At 36.9% G+C, this 16,390-nt stretch carries 17 protein-coding genes; 3 read left to right on the top strand and 14 right to left on the bottom strand.

What is annotated here, in order from left to right:
- Window positions 1-49 precede the first annotated feature (49 nt).
- The 14 genes from ND2E_RS15490 to ND2E_RS15545 all read right to left on the bottom strand — a co-directional run bounded on the left by ND2E_RS15490 (window position 50) and on the right by ND2E_RS15545 (window position 8,771).
- A complete protein-coding gene (locus tag ND2E_RS15490; protein ID WP_033092960.1) occupies window positions 50-661 on the bottom strand; it encodes a CAP domain-containing protein in 612 nt (203 codons plus the stop codon).
- Window positions 662-805: 144 nt separating this feature from the next.
- Window positions 806-1,849 (bottom strand): acyltransferase family protein, encoded by a 1,044-nt coding sequence (locus ND2E_RS15495; protein ID WP_033092959.1) that lies wholly within the window; start codon window positions 1,847-1,849, stop codon window positions 806-808.
- 109 nt (window positions 1,850-1,958) lie between these two features.
- Window positions 1,959-2,366 carry a GFA family protein gene (locus ND2E_RS15500; RefSeq protein ID WP_033092958.1) on the bottom strand — a complete coding sequence of 136 codons (408 nt, stop codon included), beginning with the start codon at window positions 2,364-2,366 and terminating at the stop codon, window positions 1,959-1,961.
- 42 nt (window positions 2,367-2,408) lie between these two features.
- Window positions 2,409-2,831: a nuclear transport factor 2 family protein gene (locus ND2E_RS15505; protein ID WP_223303553.1), complete on the bottom strand. Its 423-nt coding sequence runs from the start codon at window positions 2,829-2,831 to the stop codon at window positions 2,409-2,411.
- Between the two features lie 144 nt (window positions 2,832-2,975).
- Window positions 2,976-3,401, bottom strand: a complete 426-nt coding sequence (locus ND2E_RS15510; protein ID WP_033092956.1) for a hypothetical protein — start codon at window positions 3,399-3,401, stop codon at window positions 2,976-2,978.
- Window positions 3,402-3,471: 70 nt separating this feature from the next.
- Complete coding sequence (locus ND2E_RS15515; RefSeq protein WP_033092955.1) at window positions 3,472-4,497, bottom strand: S41 family peptidase; 1,026 nt, start codon at window positions 4,495-4,497, stop codon at window positions 3,472-3,474.
- Between the two features lie 45 nt (window positions 4,498-4,542).
- The gene (locus tag ND2E_RS15520) at window positions 4,543-5,001 is read right to left on the bottom strand and encodes a nuclear transport factor 2 family protein (RefSeq protein WP_033092954.1); all 459 of its coding nucleotides are present in this window, start codon (window positions 4,999-5,001) and stop codon (window positions 4,543-4,545) included.
- A gap of 110 nt (window positions 5,002-5,111) precedes the next feature.
- Complete coding sequence (locus tag ND2E_RS15525) at window positions 5,112-5,474, bottom strand: hypothetical protein (RefSeq protein WP_033092953.1); 363 nt, start codon at window positions 5,472-5,474, stop codon at window positions 5,112-5,114.
- A 127-nt stretch (window positions 5,475-5,601) separates the two neighbouring features.
- On the bottom strand, window positions 5,602-5,802 hold the full coding sequence (locus ND2E_RS0121300) for a hypothetical protein (protein ID WP_033092952.1): 201 nt from the start codon (window positions 5,800-5,802) through the stop codon (window positions 5,602-5,604).
- A gap of 101 nt (window positions 5,803-5,903) precedes the next feature.
- Window positions 5,904-6,401, bottom strand: coding sequence for a GNAT family N-acetyltransferase (locus ND2E_RS15530; protein WP_033092951.1), 498 nt, complete (start codon window positions 6,399-6,401; stop codon window positions 5,904-5,906).
- Window positions 6,402-6,460: 59 nt separating this feature from the next.
- Window positions 6,461-7,174, bottom strand: coding sequence for a ZIP family metal transporter (locus ND2E_RS15535; protein ID WP_033092950.1), 714 nt, complete (start codon window positions 7,172-7,174; stop codon window positions 6,461-6,463).
- A gap of 60 nt (window positions 7,175-7,234) precedes the next feature.
- Window positions 7,235-7,603: a tautomerase family protein gene (locus ND2E_RS15540; RefSeq protein ID WP_033092949.1), complete on the bottom strand. Its 369-nt coding sequence runs from the start codon at window positions 7,601-7,603 to the stop codon at window positions 7,235-7,237.
- A 98-nt stretch (window positions 7,604-7,701) separates the two neighbouring features.
- Window positions 7,702-8,292, bottom strand: a complete 591-nt coding sequence (locus ND2E_RS0121295; protein WP_033092948.1) for a DUF2238 domain-containing protein — start codon at window positions 8,290-8,292, stop codon at window positions 7,702-7,704.
- Between the two features lie 161 nt (window positions 8,293-8,453).
- Window positions 8,454-8,771: an antibiotic biosynthesis monooxygenase family protein gene (locus ND2E_RS15545; RefSeq protein ID WP_033092947.1), complete on the bottom strand. Its 318-nt coding sequence runs from the start codon at window positions 8,769-8,771 to the stop codon at window positions 8,454-8,456.
- Between the two features lie 209 nt (window positions 8,772-8,980).
- Here ND2E_RS15545 and ND2E_RS15550 point away from each other — a divergent pair, with 209 nt between their 5' ends.
- The 3 genes from ND2E_RS15550 to ND2E_RS15560 all read left to right on the top strand — a co-directional run bounded on the left by ND2E_RS15550 (window position 8,981) and on the right by ND2E_RS15560 (window position 16,262).
- Entirely contained in the window at window positions 8,981-10,270 is a 1,290-nt protein-coding gene (locus tag ND2E_RS15550) for a MipA/OmpV family protein (RefSeq protein ID WP_033092946.1), read from the top strand.
- A gap of 248 nt (window positions 10,271-10,518) precedes the next feature.
- Window positions 10,519-12,345, top strand: coding sequence for an autotransporter assembly complex protein TamA (locus ND2E_RS15555; RefSeq protein ID WP_033092945.1), 1,827 nt, complete (start codon window positions 10,519-10,521; stop codon window positions 12,343-12,345).
- The gene (locus tag ND2E_RS15560; protein WP_033092944.1) at window positions 12,342-16,262 is read left to right on the top strand and encodes a translocation/assembly module TamB domain-containing protein; all 3,921 of its coding nucleotides are present in this window, start codon (window positions 12,342-12,344) and stop codon (window positions 16,260-16,262) included. Before ND2E_RS15555 ends, ND2E_RS15560 begins: the two co-directional genes overlap by 4 nt.
- Window positions 16,263-16,390: the final 128 nt, after the last annotated feature.

Below are 16,390 nucleotides of genomic sequence, written 5' to 3'. Positions count from 1 at the left end.
GTCTAATAATTAACTTATTAAAAGCTTTTAAAACTGGCTCTGCTAACAATTATCTAGGCTTAGCGAAAACTTGTGTCCAATAATAGTTATAGGTTGCATCGCTATTTGCGCTACACGCCAAGCCCATTTCTGTCGTATTATCGCTCATGATATTTTTGCAATGCCCGTCACTCGACATCCAGGCATCCACGACAGATTGTGCCGAAGTCTGTCCGCCAGCGATATTTTCAGCCACAGAAGACCAGGTGTAGCCTTGCGTTGTAACCCTTGTTGAGACAGTGCTATCATCAAGGCCTGTATGGCTGAAAAAATCATAATTCGCCATATTATTCGAGTGCTCTTGTGCAGCCAAAGTCAATAAAGTATTCCAGGTTAACGCATCCACTGGGCCATAGTTCTCACCGCCACAAGATTGTTGCTGTGCCCGTACTTTATTAATCAGAGCCAAAACAGTAGTCAAGTCATCATTACAGTTGATTTGACTAAAATCGATATCCTCGGCGTCGTTGTCGACCTCGCTACTTGGATCGGGACTTTCAGCAGAGCCTTCATCACCTGAAACGGTTTCACCAGATAACTGATTGCTGCCAGAATCTTCATCGCCACTACCACAGCCTGACATTACACTCAGATAAAATAAACCTACTAACCAATAACGCATACTACTCTCTGGCTATTATTAAATAAAACGGTCTTCATAATAACAAAAGTTTGAACGATTGAAAGTAATTGATTTTAGGTTTTTAGCTTCTGATAACTCAACTATTAGCAGTACTTTTACTCATGATAAAATAGAGAATGTCCATTAAAACGGGGTAACTTCACAGTCACGCTTGATTGGCTTATCAGATGCTACCCTTCGTATTAACTTAGCAACTGGCTCCTCAAAATATCTAAATGATATATAGGCTATTGAGATTGTTAAAGCGAAAGACAGTAAAAGCTTAAATTCAACAGTCAAAGTAAGCTGATTTACTAGAGTAATTATTGGCATATGTAATAAGTATAATGAGTATGATATTTTTCCAATAAAATCACCAAGCTTATTAGCCAATAACACGTTGTTATCGGGCACTAAGAACACGATGCAAAAGAAAACGCTGCTCATCACAAGCAATACTTCGTAACTTAACCACATTCTAGTCCTAGCATCAGAAGTAATATTAGTGATCTCTGGATACATTAATGGAATTAGAAAAAGAACCAAAATAAACCAATGTTTCCTAAGGTACTTTGGTACCTTTAAGGAGTTGAAATGCATTCCCAAAATAACCCCAATAAAAAAATAAGGCAGACTTCTTAGCGTATTAAACACGTTGTATGGGACACCGTTTAAGTCACCGTAGACACGTGGAAAATTTGTAAAAAATAAAAAGATCAATACCGCTATAATAGTAAGATAAATATACCCTACTCTACTTTTCGCAAATGCCCAAAATATAATAAAAATGAAGTAAAACTGTATCTCTGGGGGAATAGACCAAAGTACACTTTCTCCATATACAAATAAAAGATGGCCAATTAATGCGTTGTAATTTGAAATATTATACAGACTGTTATAGTCACCTAGTGAAACCAAATATGAGCTCAATACAACAATCAAATACAAGGGCACTACCCTTGCTGCCCGTGCCAAGAAATAACGTTTGATATTAACCTTATTGAATTCTTGACCTAAATAAAGGTAGGACATTAAAAAGCCACTCAATAAGAAAAACAACATTACCCCATATGCTCCAGAGCCTCCACCAAACTTCCCACCAAGCCAATTTGTTATGTCGCTAAAATGGGTAATGAAAACAATAAGTGCTGCTAACCCTCGCAATGCATTGAGTTTTTTAATTTCCAAAAGTAACACCACATTCAAACATTGCAGACATTCAATGTCATATTAAAGAGCTAAAAATTGTGTCGCAAAAAAAGCGGTTATCTGTCCCGTTTTAAATATTGTTTTAGAACTACTTGCGACTAGGCTCAAATGAGTCATACCGTGGGAGCTTAACATCAAGCTCTTCCCAGTTGGCTTTTGACGAAATAAAGTTATGAGACATAGGTCTTTCAGTAATATCTGAATCTAAGATTCCGAGTCTTATTCTATAACGGATAGGATCTTGTTCATTAGAACTATAAATAGGAGAACCACAGCTTGTACAAAAATGTCTATTTCGGCCAGGTTTAAAAGAGAAGGTGCTTAAATTATTTTTACCTGAAATAATTTCAAATTCAGACGCATTTATAAATCCATTAGTAGCAAAAGCAGTGCCGCTATTTTTTCTGCACAAAGAACAATGGCAGTGAATAATATCACTGATTTCACCGTTAATTTTTATTTGTACTTCACCACACAAACATTTACCAAAATACATAGTTTACTATTACTCCTGCTTTAAGTTGATGTTATATGTAGACTAACCGTGATGCCGACGAATATGAGTAATAAGTCCTCTCTCGTTAAATTCTACAGAAAGTACATTGGTTTTAGTGTATTCAACGACTCGATTAAGGTGGCTAGGTTTCCCCTTGATCGTTTCAGTCATTTTAATAAAAGTTACATTTTTGCCAATGATTAAGTCATCAATTTTGAGTGAACTAAATATGATTTCACCAGTCATTTTAGCAATCATATCTTCTCTTAATTTAACTTTATCTGTGTATGTAAATTTATATTTGATGTGCTCATCAATGAAATTGTCGTCTAATAAAGAAATATAGTGATCAATGTCTTCAATCTTTGTATCTGGTTGTTGTCTGGAATCCATTGCTTTAACAAAGTCGTATGACAATTTTTCTAATTGTTCAGGGGTAAAATCACCTTTAGCGTGTGTCGCCATTGATATGAATATGAAGAGACTTATTATAAATTTTATCACCGATATATCCTTGTAATCATTATGCCCCATTAAGAGGGAAATTTAACCTGGCTAAAATGCGAAGCTGAACCGGCCAATTGTTATTCAATCAGCTGCAACAGCCTGTTATATGTAACTGTTTCCATTAACTTTAACATTGAGCCAAAGTGTTTTCCAGCGCTCTATTTTTTCTTTTATTCCAAGTCGTTTAGGAGAAACAAGAGTAGACTTTTGCAAAAGTGAAAAATCAGATAATAATGTTGAATTTAGGGTTCCTACAAGTTTATTTTCTAACTGCAAAGTAGCTGCTATGACAGTTTTACAACTTCCACATGTGATAAAGCCCGCTTGGTTCGACCCCTGACGCTGTACTTCAAGAGGATCTATGCTTTCAATTTCCAGCTCCCCGTCAGGATGTGAAAGGTAGGAAATATCTCTAGCAGTACAAAAGTCACAATCACATGCTCGAGGACTATATTCATCTAGAGTTTCAGGAAGGTAAACTTTGACCATAGTTTTCCCGCAGCGACATTTACCGATATTTGTGTTCATAGCTGAATCCTTCATGAGCAAATAACATCCTATAATTTTTCGATTGAGCAATTTGTTAATTGCGCACAAGTTATCCTTGCTTCTTACTCGACAATTCTTGTAGTTTGTCACTAATTTCTTTCACTTGGTACTCATCAATTATTGAGTTTTTAACGTTCTTAAGCGCCATTTGATAAGCCACATCTAAGGCGTTCTCGCGTGATGTTTCAATGTGAGGCTTGACACCAACTGACTCCCAATTCGTTTTTGTGTTTGGATTAATTGCCTTAGCGATAGGAATGCTAGCTCTAAAGCCATTTCCTAACTCATAAAACTGCCAAGGGTTTGCTCCACCTTTGGTGGTTTCACCCACTAAACTGGCTCGATTAAGGTGCTTTAAGTTATAAGCGAACTCTTCTGCCGCAGAAAACGTATCACGGCTAGTTAGTATGTATATAGGTGTTGTTAAACTGACTGAACCGTTAACTTTATCAAAGGTACGAAATTCACGAGTGGTGTCAGTCGTTCGCCAGTAAATACTGTTTAAATGGGTATTGGGTTTTAAAAAATAGCTACTAATTAACTGCACCATTTCAGCACTACCACCACCATTATTACGAAGATCAAATATAAGAGCATCTACATTAGACACAAATCCCATTACCCCTTCAGCGACTTTTCTTGAATTTTCTGACAATGCATCAAACCCCCAAAAATCTACATACCCTATATTACCATCAAGTATTTCAACTCGATTAAATCCTGAATTTTTCCGACTTAATTTGGCAAACCAAGGTTCATATCTTGTTTGCTGATCTGGCTTTGCATTAGAATTTTGCCATTGCACTGCAAAATGCTTGTCTATTTTTTGTAATTCTGCGGTTAGTAGAGAGGCAAATTGTTCTTCTGATTGGCTATTACTAAAGGCGGGGCTCACTTTAAACGTTGCTAAAGCGCTTGAAATTTTATCTATCTTTTTTATTTCAACATATTGTGACTTAATGTTGGTTGTAAGCGCATTTAATATACTATGTTTATCAACTGAGCTTATGTCCGCATGAGCTAACGAGGACAAAATTATAAAGTAGCCTCCTATAATTACATTTCTAACTTTCATTGCCATTCCTCTTTGAATATTGTCACACTTTAATTACTTTTCAGCTTACGGTTTACTCGAATGCTTCTTCGTATCGTGGTATTGCCACAAAACGTTAATTATTTTCCACTCGTTGTTTTCATTTTTATATAAGTGCATGTAATCAATCCAATCATCCACGGTTAATTTTACCGATGCAACTCGATTATCAATATCGAGTATGTTGATATCAACTTTTGGGGATGATGAGAATTTATTACCATCTTTGTTGTAGTTTTCAGCTACCCACACCATAGTGTCAAAATCCGTTTCCATGATAATTTCTGAGCCATCTTTAGATTTCCAGTAGGTTCTTTTAGCTAATTTTTTATCTAGGCCTCTTTTCATTAAATCTGGTTCTACATTATGTTGTGACTCAATATAATCGAGCACTGCTCTTTTTATATGTTGATCATCAATATCAGTATCTGCGATGACAGTACAAGAAAAAAGAACGATTGAGATTAACACTAGAATGCGATGCATTGGCCTTCCTTGAGTAAGTTAACGCCTCATTCAGAGGCAAATAATTGTTGGTTAAAATAAACAACACAGGAGCAAAAGCCAACTATTATTTGTTCCTATTCAACAGCTTGTTATATTGCCTTACGCTTATTTTGATGTAAAAAAAGCATCAGCATTGCAGCAAGTAAAGTCGCAATAATGTCTCCTAGGTCAAAAAACATTGAAGTCCAATATTGCTCCGCTTCATATACTAATGCACCGGCAGTAAACATTAAAATAGACTTATTAAATGTTTTAATATTAATCTTTGGCTGAATTATTGGAATGAGCGACAAGATTCCGAATAAATAGAAAAAGCTTGGGGAAGACCCTAAAATAGTATCTAAAAAAACATTGATACCAAATCCTTCAGTTCTCGTTACCTTAACTATAATGGCAAAAAAGCCACATGTAATGAAGCTAGCGATATAAAAGCTTTTATCTCGAAACGACAAACCAACTCCTTGGCAACGCCCACATTAATGGGCTAAATATTGTTGGTTATTAATGAGAAACGGAACACAGCCAACTTATGTGGACTCCCTCACTCCCTAAAGAGTGAGGGAGTCCAATTATCTGTTTTTAGTCCTGATTAATTGGTTTGTATTGCAGCTTTACGATACCTTTTTTGATGCGTAGGAAGTATCCTACTTCCGCTGCAGCAATTACTAGAAGCATGACTTTTAACCAATAACCAGCTAAACCATAGAACACAATTAATATAGGTATGATAATCGCTAATATTATAAAAACAGCAATACCACCACTATTTTTATTGCACAACTTTACCTAGCCTCCTGCTACATAATTAAGCTGTCCCTTGCCTTCAAAGTAAAACTTCAGAAATACCCCAAAATTATTATCATCACATTCTAATTTTCAGACTAGTCTTCATCCACTTCTTCTTTGTAGAGTTTAAAACCTCGCGCTTTGTAGTTTTGCATCGCACTCGGGTGGTCGAGACTACAAGTGTGCAACCAAACGCGTTTAGCACCAGGTAGAGACCAAGCCGATTCAATAGCACAGGTAAGAAGGTAGCCACCATGGCCTTTGCCAATGAAGTCTTCTGCCAAACCAAAATACTTGATTTCAACATCACCTGTTTCAGTATTTTGAAGTTCAAAATAACCCGCAATAGCACCACGATAATAGGCCACATAAGTACTGACCATTGGACTTTCAGCATAAGTTTTCCATAATTCATCACTATGAGTAAGTTTATCGGTCCATTCCCATGGTTCACCAACATACTGGTATAGAAACCGATTGAATCGGAAATTCTTAACTTCAACTTCTGTAACGGTTAAACCTCTAGCATCCAATTTAGGGTTTAGTTCATTCAATGTGTTCATTTCTAGATAATAAATGATGACTTCAGACATCTGTTAATCCTGTTAATATTGATAAATGACAAATTACAATCATTACTACAAATCACTTTTTATGTAGTAAACATGAAACCAAGCATGCCTAGCACAAAACCGAGTACTGCGCCCATGGGTGGAGCCCAATGTTTTTCCAGTTTAACTTGCGGTGCTAAATCTTGGAATATCGAATAGAGAATACCGCCAGAGGCAAAAAGCATGATCGCTGCGATAACTTCTGGATAATCTGATAACCATAAATAACCAGACACGCCTGAAATGGGTCCGAGCAATGCCATTAAGGTAAACATAATAATAATTTTTTTCGGTTTATACACCGCAGTTGTACTCAACTCTCGATAAGCACTAAACCCTTCCGGTACATTTTGTAGCGCAATTAATCCAGCAAGTAAGAAAGCACTACTATCACCTGTGGCAAATGCTGCACCTAGGGCGATTGATTCCGGAATAAAATCAGAAAGCATCGCGGCGAGTTGACTCGCTGGGGTATCAATTTTCTTAAGGTAAATATCGAGCAACATAAAGCTCAGCCCACCCACAATAAACCAAAAACAAACAGAGAGGGGCTCAAGCGTAGCCATGCCTTCAGGTACTAAAACTAACGCAACAGCTGACAATAACGCCCCGCCGCCAAACGCCATTACACTGTGTCTAAATTCTTCCTCAATCCATTTTTCTTTAATACTTTCAAAATGGGCAATTGCCGCACCTAAGGGCATTGCCAAACCAGCAATCAAGGTTGAAACAATAACGGTTAGTAAAAGATACATGTGCTCATCCGTGTTGGAGTTTAAATTCCTGTAAAAGGCTGGTAATTATTTTATTGATATTTAACGGCCTGCATTATCGTTAATTCTCTGCAAATTATCACCGTCAACACAATGAATGTTGGTGGTGTAGTAATTCAAACTGTATTCAATGTTTAACGAAAAATATAAGCTTTGTTTTAAGTGAGATTTTATTACCGATTCTATTTCATTACTTAATTTTTGTGTAAATAGTTCGTCTCGGTGCGGTTTAGTTAATAATGACACAGTTACCAGTAGGTGAGCGTACTTGAATCGCGAGCAAGGATACGCTCTTGATTTACATTCCCCTGCACTTTTATCATGCTTATTTATAACCTCTTCTACTTCATCGAACACTATATTGGTATCGAGCTTTATATTATCTGAATATTTAATTTCTACATGGGGCATTCGGAAAACTCCTTAAAAACAGAGAATGAAAAATTGATCGTTTCATTTGTAACAGAGTAAAACGGCACCCTTGCGATGCCGCGACTAGTAATCTCAAGTTAATTAGTAGTGACTTTTGTTAATTGCTGATTATGACTTTTTGATAAGACGAGTAATGAACATATAGCCCCTAATAAAGCTAAGCCCATATCTGACTGTGTATCCCATATATAACCTTGTGTTCCTAAAAAGGCCTCCGCATCTTCACCAGACATTAACGCGACCCACCATTCAATTAATTCATAAAAGGCGCTGAATGCTAGACAGATAGAAACAATAATCACATTTTGCCATACCTTACCGTTGATCACACTTTTACGAATTAAAATTTCTCTTGCTAAAAGCGCAGGAACAAAACCTTGAAAAAAATGCCCAACTTTATCGTAGTTATTACGTTCTGCTCCCATTAAACCATCAAAAAAAGGCACTTCAGCATAGGTATAATGACCGCCAACCATTAACACGATGCAATGTAATAATATAAAGAAATATAACATGGGTGTAAGACGAAATGATTTGTAAGTATAGGTTAGTAACGCTGCACCGATAATTGCAGGAAGTACTTCAAGAAACCAAGTGAACTGATCTTTAGGAGATATTCCCGACCAAATAAATACCGTGATAAAGATGATTATCCATAGCGATTTAATGTGTAATACTCCTGATAAAGGTCACGAACATTTAACTAGACGCTAAAGCTGATTATCCAGTAAGTATGTTCTCAGAACAACTCTTTGTATTTAATCAGTTTAAAATATTGTTGACCACTTTTAAACTAAAATATAGTCGTTGTCGACTTATAACAATCCCATTAGATACCGTAATCGCGTTCTACTTTTGAAATACGCACTCTAAACGACTCATACCAAGATTGACGACCCATTTTTTGCGCTTGTAAGTGTTCAGCGTTCGCCTTCCAATTTTTAATAGAATCTAAATCTGCCCAATAAGAAACGGTAATACCCACCTCTTCTCTTGCAGATTCGACGCCCAAAAAACCTGCTTGCTCTTGTGCTAGTTCAACCATTCTGTTGGCCATTTTACCATAGCCATTATCCCCTTCCGATCGTGTTGACGTGAAAATAACTGCGTAGTACGGCGGTTTGGGTGTATTTGAAATCAATGACATTGTTTCTCCTAGTTAAAATATTTTTAGCCTAAACGCTGAAATTCGTTGCTTAAAAGCCGTATGTTAACGTTAGAACTGCATTCTAATATAAATACATAAAATATGCGGCCACGAGTGATAATATTATTTACTTTATATTAATTCCTAGGTGTACTCACTATACTGCTAACATAAATGCTGTAAACCTCACTGATTTTAGAGAAGTAATTATGCGCTTAATCATTTCATTCATTATCTTTTTATTAAGCATGAATGCAATTGCTAAACCTGATCATGAAGAGAAACCTTGGGGTCTAGGTCTTCTCGTTAGGAGTGCGAGCATTCCATTTGAAGCCGAGGATGATAAGGTTAACAGTGTTGTACCTATGATGTTTTACGAAGGTGATAATTTTTTTCTACGCGGCATTGAGGGTGGCGGACACCTACTAACAAGAGTCGACTGGGAGCTCAATGCCATAGGTCGTCTTCGCTTTGTTGATATTCCCAACGAATACCAAAATGAAACACAAGCAGATACTTTTGATTTTGGTTTTCAATGGCGAAAAAACACCAGTGACAGCCATCATTTTGATGTCGAAATTATGAGTGACCTTAATGGCAAGCCGTATACCAACTTCATCAGCAGCTGGTACTTTCAACAAGATAGTTGGGAATTTAGGCCCAAATTAACCGTGCGCTATAAAAGTGCTGAATTTAATAGTTATTATTATGCCTTGAATGAATTAACCGATGAACGCATTGGTGCAGGTCTTGATGTAAATGCAACCGTTGAATCAAGATACCATGTAATTTCTAACTTATACTTCATTGGTTCACTCGGTGTAACCGGATTAGATAATAACGCTTATCAAAGCAGCATTGTTGATAAACGCTGGCAAAGTGAAGCCTACCTTGGGGTTGCTTTTTTCAATGATAAAACTAAGCGCAAAAAAAAGACACTAAGCAATGGCAGCTACCTTCGAGTTGCTCACGGCTGGGCAACACCTTCTAATATCGGCGATATTCTTGCGGGTGATACTGAAAAAGATGAATTTAACAATCAACTCACATCACTATTTTATGGCGAACCTTTAACGGATGAATTGTTTAGTTTACCCATTGAATTATACCTCATCACAGGCTTTGCATGGCATTGGAAATCAGATGTACAAGATAGCGAGCAGGAATATCAACTCGGCATCAAAGCTTTTTACACCATTCATTGGCCAGTACGATGGCGCTTAGGGATTGCCGAAGGAATTTCATACATCTCTGATGTGACTTATATTGAAAGAACCGAGATGGAAGAAAAAGGATATAGCCCAAGTAAACTAATGAATGCGATAGATTTTTCTGTAGATATCAATTTGGGTGATATTTTTAATGTTAATGCTTTAAAAGCAACATGGCTTGGCTATAGCATTCACCATCGCTCTTCTATCTTTGAATCAGCCTCGCAGTTTGGCCGTATTAAAGGTGGTAGTAATTATAATACTGTTTATCTGCAATTTGATTTTTAGCTTGCAGTTGTGGCGCGTTTGCTAGGCATTTCAACAGATCTTTACGTATTGAAAAGTCTAAATAAAATAATGACTATTGTTGTTAGTTGTATACTATGTAAAATTTTCTAACTCTTTTTTGACGCCCCCTTTAATAACAACGCATAACATCACAGTGAGTTTGCTAATACACATGGTCACAATACGATTTATAGCGTAATATTTGCCATGTAATCAGTAAAACATTCTTCAGGATTAATATCTACTAAATGGTTTTGAACTTAACACATGACTCAAATACGCTATCGAAGATTTTTAAAATAAAAATCAAATTCTTAGCAGTGTCATTATTGTGTCTATGTTTCACCTACGTTGCTCATGCAAATAATCTAACAGTGACACTTGACGGAGAACTCCCAAAGGCGGTGGAAAAAAATATCCATTCGTATTTAGGGATTTTACCAAAATCTGATTTAGAACGATCTGCCTTTATCTATTCCGCTAAAGAGAATGCCTTCAAGGCATTAAATTCTTTAGGTTATTATCAAGCAGACATTCGAGTTGTCGTCGAAAAAGAACCCTGGGAACTGATACTCATTATCCAATTAAATGAGCCAACGTTACTGGATAATATCAACGTCAATATTACAGGCGCTGCGCAAAACGATCCTGCTTTTATTGCCCTGCTACATAATATTAATATCCAGCCTGGTGATAAACTTCATCATGGAAAATATGAAACGGTAAAATCTGATTTATTATCCTTGGCGCTACAACGTGGCTATTTCGACGGAAAATTAATCGATAGTACTATAACTATTAAACAAGATTTACATGAAGCAAACATTAATATAAGTTATGACAGTGGTGCTCGGTATCGCTTCGGGGAGGTAAATTTTAACGACTTTGATCTTAAACCTCAGTTATTAAGCCAACTGATCCCTTTCGAACAAGGTGATTTTTATAACACTTACGATTTTCATAAATTACAACAACAGCTCCAATCTACGCAGTATTTTAGTAATGTACAGGTTCTTCCAGTCGCTACATCGGAAGGTAGTGTTAATAATTTTACCATGCCTATTAAGGTCACTTTAATGCCAGCCAAGAGTCATCAATTCGATTTTGGTGTAGGTTATGCCACCGATACTAAATATCGTCTTTCAGCTGGCTGGCGCACACCGCTTATCAATAAATATGGTCACTTTCAAGAGACGAAAATTGAATATTCACCAAAAAACCCTACTGGTAACTTTATCTATAGTATCCCGTTAGGTCACCCAACTGAAGATTCATTACAATTTAAAATAACGGTTGAAACTGATGAATACCCTGATCTAACTTCCAAGTTTTATTCTGCTCAAATTGGTCGAGTACTGAGTAAAGAAGATTGGAATAGACAGATTTATACTCGAGTGCATCAAGAAGCATGGGTTTATAATTTAGACGACGTTGAGCCTAATATTGATTGGTCTACAAAAGATAATGTGCAATATATTATTCCCGGTATTCTTTGGTCTAGAACTATTCGTGGTGGCTCTGCTTTGGACCCTAGCTCAGGTTTCAGACAAGTTTATAATATAGAGGGAGCGCATTTAAAAGCCGGCTCAGACAATAGTTTTTTTAGAGTACATGGTCGATGGAATTACATTACCACGTTGAAACCAAAACATCGTTTAGTGACTCGCGCAGAATTAGGCGCTATATACATTGATAGAGACGCCGAATTAGCCCCCTCATTACGCTTTTATGCCGGTGGCGATCAAAGTATTCGTGGCTTTGCCTATCAATCAATCGGTTCTACCATTCCTGCATCCTCAGATCCTGATAACTCTAACGAGATTGTCGTTGGTGGCACTCGTTTGATGGTAGCAAGCATTGAGTATCAATATTATCTAACCAATAAATGGCGTATGGCATTTTTTTCCGATGGCGGCAGTGTGGCAAATAAAGGTGAATTTAATCCGGTTTATTCGTTTGGCTCAGGTATTCATTATCTGACCCCCGTTGGTGCAGTAAAATTTGATTACGCCTTTGGATTTGATGGTGAAAAAAAAACTAAACGAATTCATATTAGTTTAGGTGCTGAGTTATGATGTGGCATAAAATTAGTTTAGTTGTCGCAAAATATTTGGCAATATCACTTTGCTTTATTACCGTGCTCATAACTACGCCATGGGGCACGAATATTTTCTTAACATTACTCAATAATATTGAGGGTGTTACCTTTGACTATAAAAGTGGTTCCCTAGTACGAGATGTACGATTAAACTCATTTCAATTACAATTAGATAATCTTGATATTCTTGTCACTGGCTTATCAACAGAGATTAATTTTGCATGTATTTGGAATAAAACCTTATGTATAAAATCAGCAAAAGCTGATAATTTCTCTTTACACTACTGGTCTGACGATGAGAGTCAAGCTCCCGTTCCGAACGAAAATAATTCTACTTCTCAACTATTTGAATTGCCCTTTTCAATTAATGCTGATTTTGTTGAACTTAAAGAAAGCTTGATAGTTATCAATGAAACTGAAATATTAATTGAACAGTTTATTACGAAGTTGTCTATCACTAACAGTGATTTTCACTTCTTACAGCCGAAAGCAAAACAGCTATCGTTATTGTTATTGTTAGTTGAAGAGCAGAGCACAACGCCAATAACCAAGCAAAGTACAAGCACTTTGGTCAATAAGGCGTTTACTCAATTACCTGAGATTAATCTGCCTCTTGCCTTAAGTATTGAGCAATTAAAGCTTGAACAACTGGCTATAGACACCTTGACTGTAAATACTAAAACTCAGTCAACAACTCAAACTAGTTCCATAGACAATAACCAAGAAAGCCAATCACTTTGGCTTTCTAGCAATAATCAACTTAGCGCATCTTGGATTAACACCGATGTCATTATCAGCCAATTTTCAACCAAAACATCAGCGTTTTCTATTAAACAATTCACTGCTAAAGCAAAGTTACTACCGCCCTACCAACTAACAACCCACTTAGAAAGCCAATTACACAAACTATCGTGGTGGCCCGAAATTGAAAACAGTACTCAACAACTTACAATTCAAGGGGCATTTGAAGACATGAACTTTGACGTGAGCAGCCAAGGTAATTTAGCGCTTAATAGCCAAGGCAACATTAATTTTATTGATGCCGCCATGCCATTTAGCGTAAAAATAGACGCACAAAAAATTCCTACGCCTTTATCCTTATCTGAGTATGGTGAATACTCCTCGTTGCTGTTATCACTGTCTGGCGATATAACACAACAAGCGCTGGAATTAACGAGTCAGATCACAGGTTATGGTTATAATAATGCAAAGGTGAAACTCAAAGCAAAATATCAACAAGATCACGCTACCATTGATGAGTTTATTTTTAATGATAAAGACTCAGCAAGCCAATTACGTTTATCAGGTGATTTAGTCCTAGTTCCTAATAATTTTAGTTGGCAGTTATCTGCTCAATCAAGCGGCTTTACTTTGCCAACAATTAGCATCCCAGCCTTGTCAAAGTTAGCTACAAGTAAGGAACAAGCTGATCTATTAGCAGAAACCTTGCCGGATTTAATTACAGGTCGATTGCAAGGCAGCATCAATAGTCGTGGTTCATGGGCAACCAAGTCATGGTCTGTCTCACTGAAAGATACCGATATTTCTGGCAATATAAATGCACTAGACCTCACAATAAAAGCAGATATTGGTGTAAATCAATTGGGTCACTTACAGCCAGGTAACTTATTTATCAACTTCAATAATAGTGCCTTAACAGTACAATCCTCTGATAGTGATTTTTGGGATATCAAGGGGACGTTTTCGGTTGAAAATATTAATCAGTGGCAACCAGAGGTAAAGGGTAACTTTACCAGTAGTTTTACCATTACCGGAGCACAGGACAACCCTACCGTTAACCTACGCAGTCAATTAACTCATTTCAATTGGCAGCAATGGTATAGTGACTCGTTAGCTATTAAGGCGAGCTATCAGCCAATGAATGATCACAACATCCAATTTGTCTTAAAGAATAATCAATTGGACTTGATGAACGACTCTAGGCGTTTTCGCCTTGAAAATATCTTGTTTAATGTTGCCGGCAACGCAAGTAACCATCAAGTGGATGCCCAATGGATGGGTGATTTAGCTGGTGCACTTGCTCTATCTGGTCATTGGAATGATGAATTTACTCATTGGCAAAGTACGATTAAGCAAAGTGCATTAACGTATAAAAACATTAGCCTGAACAATAATAAAAATTTCGATGTAAGTATCGATTTAACTAAACAAGAAAGCCTTATTGCTAGTCACTGCTGGCAAGGTGAAGGGTTTGATCTTTGTTTACCTCATCAAGTGACTTTAGGTAACACTGGAGATGTGGCACTGAAAACAAATATTAATCTGGCGACAATTGACGAATTATTTTTACCAAAAGACACGGAAATAATTGGCGAAATTGACGGTGATATCAAGGTAACATGGACGGAAAAACAACCTATTGAAGCAAAGTCGCGCTTTGCCATGTCGCCAGGTTACTTAAAAGTTAGTGATGACTTTGGCCAACACGTATTGTCACAATGGTCACAAGGGTTATTTGCTTTGACTATTAATGAAAGGCAGTTAACAAGCAAGTTAGCGTTAATATCAACCAATAACCTTCCCTTGGTAGATATCATTTCTACCGTTGATTTTATTGATGAGACCCTAGTCAGTACTTCCTCAGGCGATTCCTCCTTTATGGATTCCACGGTAAATGCACAAGTATCATTAAATCAAATTAACTTATTACCTTTCCAGGGAATTTTAAAGGACGTGATTACTTTAGAAGGTAAAGTGACCTCAGATATAACTATTGATGGCACACTTGGCTCTCCTTTGCTAAATGGAGATATAACATTAGCTCAAGGTAAATTTCGATTACTGCAAAATGCAAATACCTTAGAAAACATATCCACTTCAGTCATCATTAACAATAATAAAGCAACACTAGACGCTGACTTATATCTTGCCGATAATCAGGCAACAGTACAGGGAGACATATCATGGCAAAAAGGTTTATCGATGAACCTAGATCTTGTTGGCAACGCATTACCATTAGTTTTCCCGCCACAATTAATCATGACTGTATCACCTACTTTAAACTTTTCTTTGCTAGAAAAAGCCTTAACTATAAGTGGTAATATTGACGTCATTGATGGCACATTCAATATTGAAAAACTACCTGAAAGCAGTGTTTCATTAAGTGATGACGTCATCATTCTTGATCAATATGGCAAAGCAGTCGTTAAAGAAACTTCTGGTTTTGATATAAAAACGGACATCAGCGTTAAGATTAAGCCGGCCTTTGAAATATCGGGACAAGGTTTAACAAGCCACTTATTTGGTCAATTGCAAATCAGCCAACAAGAGAAAAACCCGTTCCAGCTATTCGGCAAAATACAATCGTCTGATGGTACTTTTCAAGCGTATGGCCAAAAACTTAATATCGAAAAGGGAGAGTTTACCTTCAATGGACCAATGGATAACCCTTACTTTAATCTACGAGCTAGTAGACATATTAAATCGGAAGATATTGACGTTGGCATTCAAGTTACAGGTTTAGCCAACGCATTAAATATGGAACTTTTCTCAAGCCCTACCATGGAAATGCCTGAAGTTTTATCCTATTTAGTCAGAGGCAGAGGTTTAGATGCAGGTGCAGAAAAAAGTACGGTTGCTGCTAGCTTATTGGTTGGTTTTGGAGCAACCAATAGCGCAGGGTTATTTGATCAAATTGAAAAAATTCCGCTGATCAGTAATATCGCTGTTGATACTGAAGGAGAAGGCGATCAGATACAAGCAACGGTTAGTGGTTATGTTGGCAATAGAGTGTATTTGAAATACGGTATAGGCGTGTATGAACCCATTAATGAACTCACCGTGAGAATGTTCATTTTAAATAGATTTTGGTTAGAGATTGTCAGTGGTATTGAGCAATCGACAGATCTTTATTACTCCTTCTATATTGACTAACACGAAACACCAGAGGTTATCTTTATAGTTGTTTAAGCCAATAAGTCAAAAGGTACAGCAGCTATAAAATAATCAAGCAACCTGAGTAAAAGAGAGTAAATAACACCGTGTTGTTTTAATGCTTTATC

Origin of the sequence: Colwellia psychrerythraea (assembly GCF_000764225.1) — a bacterium.
Taxonomy (GTDB): Bacteria; Pseudomonadota; Gammaproteobacteria; order Enterobacterales; family Alteromonadaceae; genus Colwellia; species Colwellia psychrerythraea_D.
The sequence above is the reverse complement of the archived record's forward strand: the minus strand, read 5'-3'. Positions and strand labels throughout refer to the sequence as shown.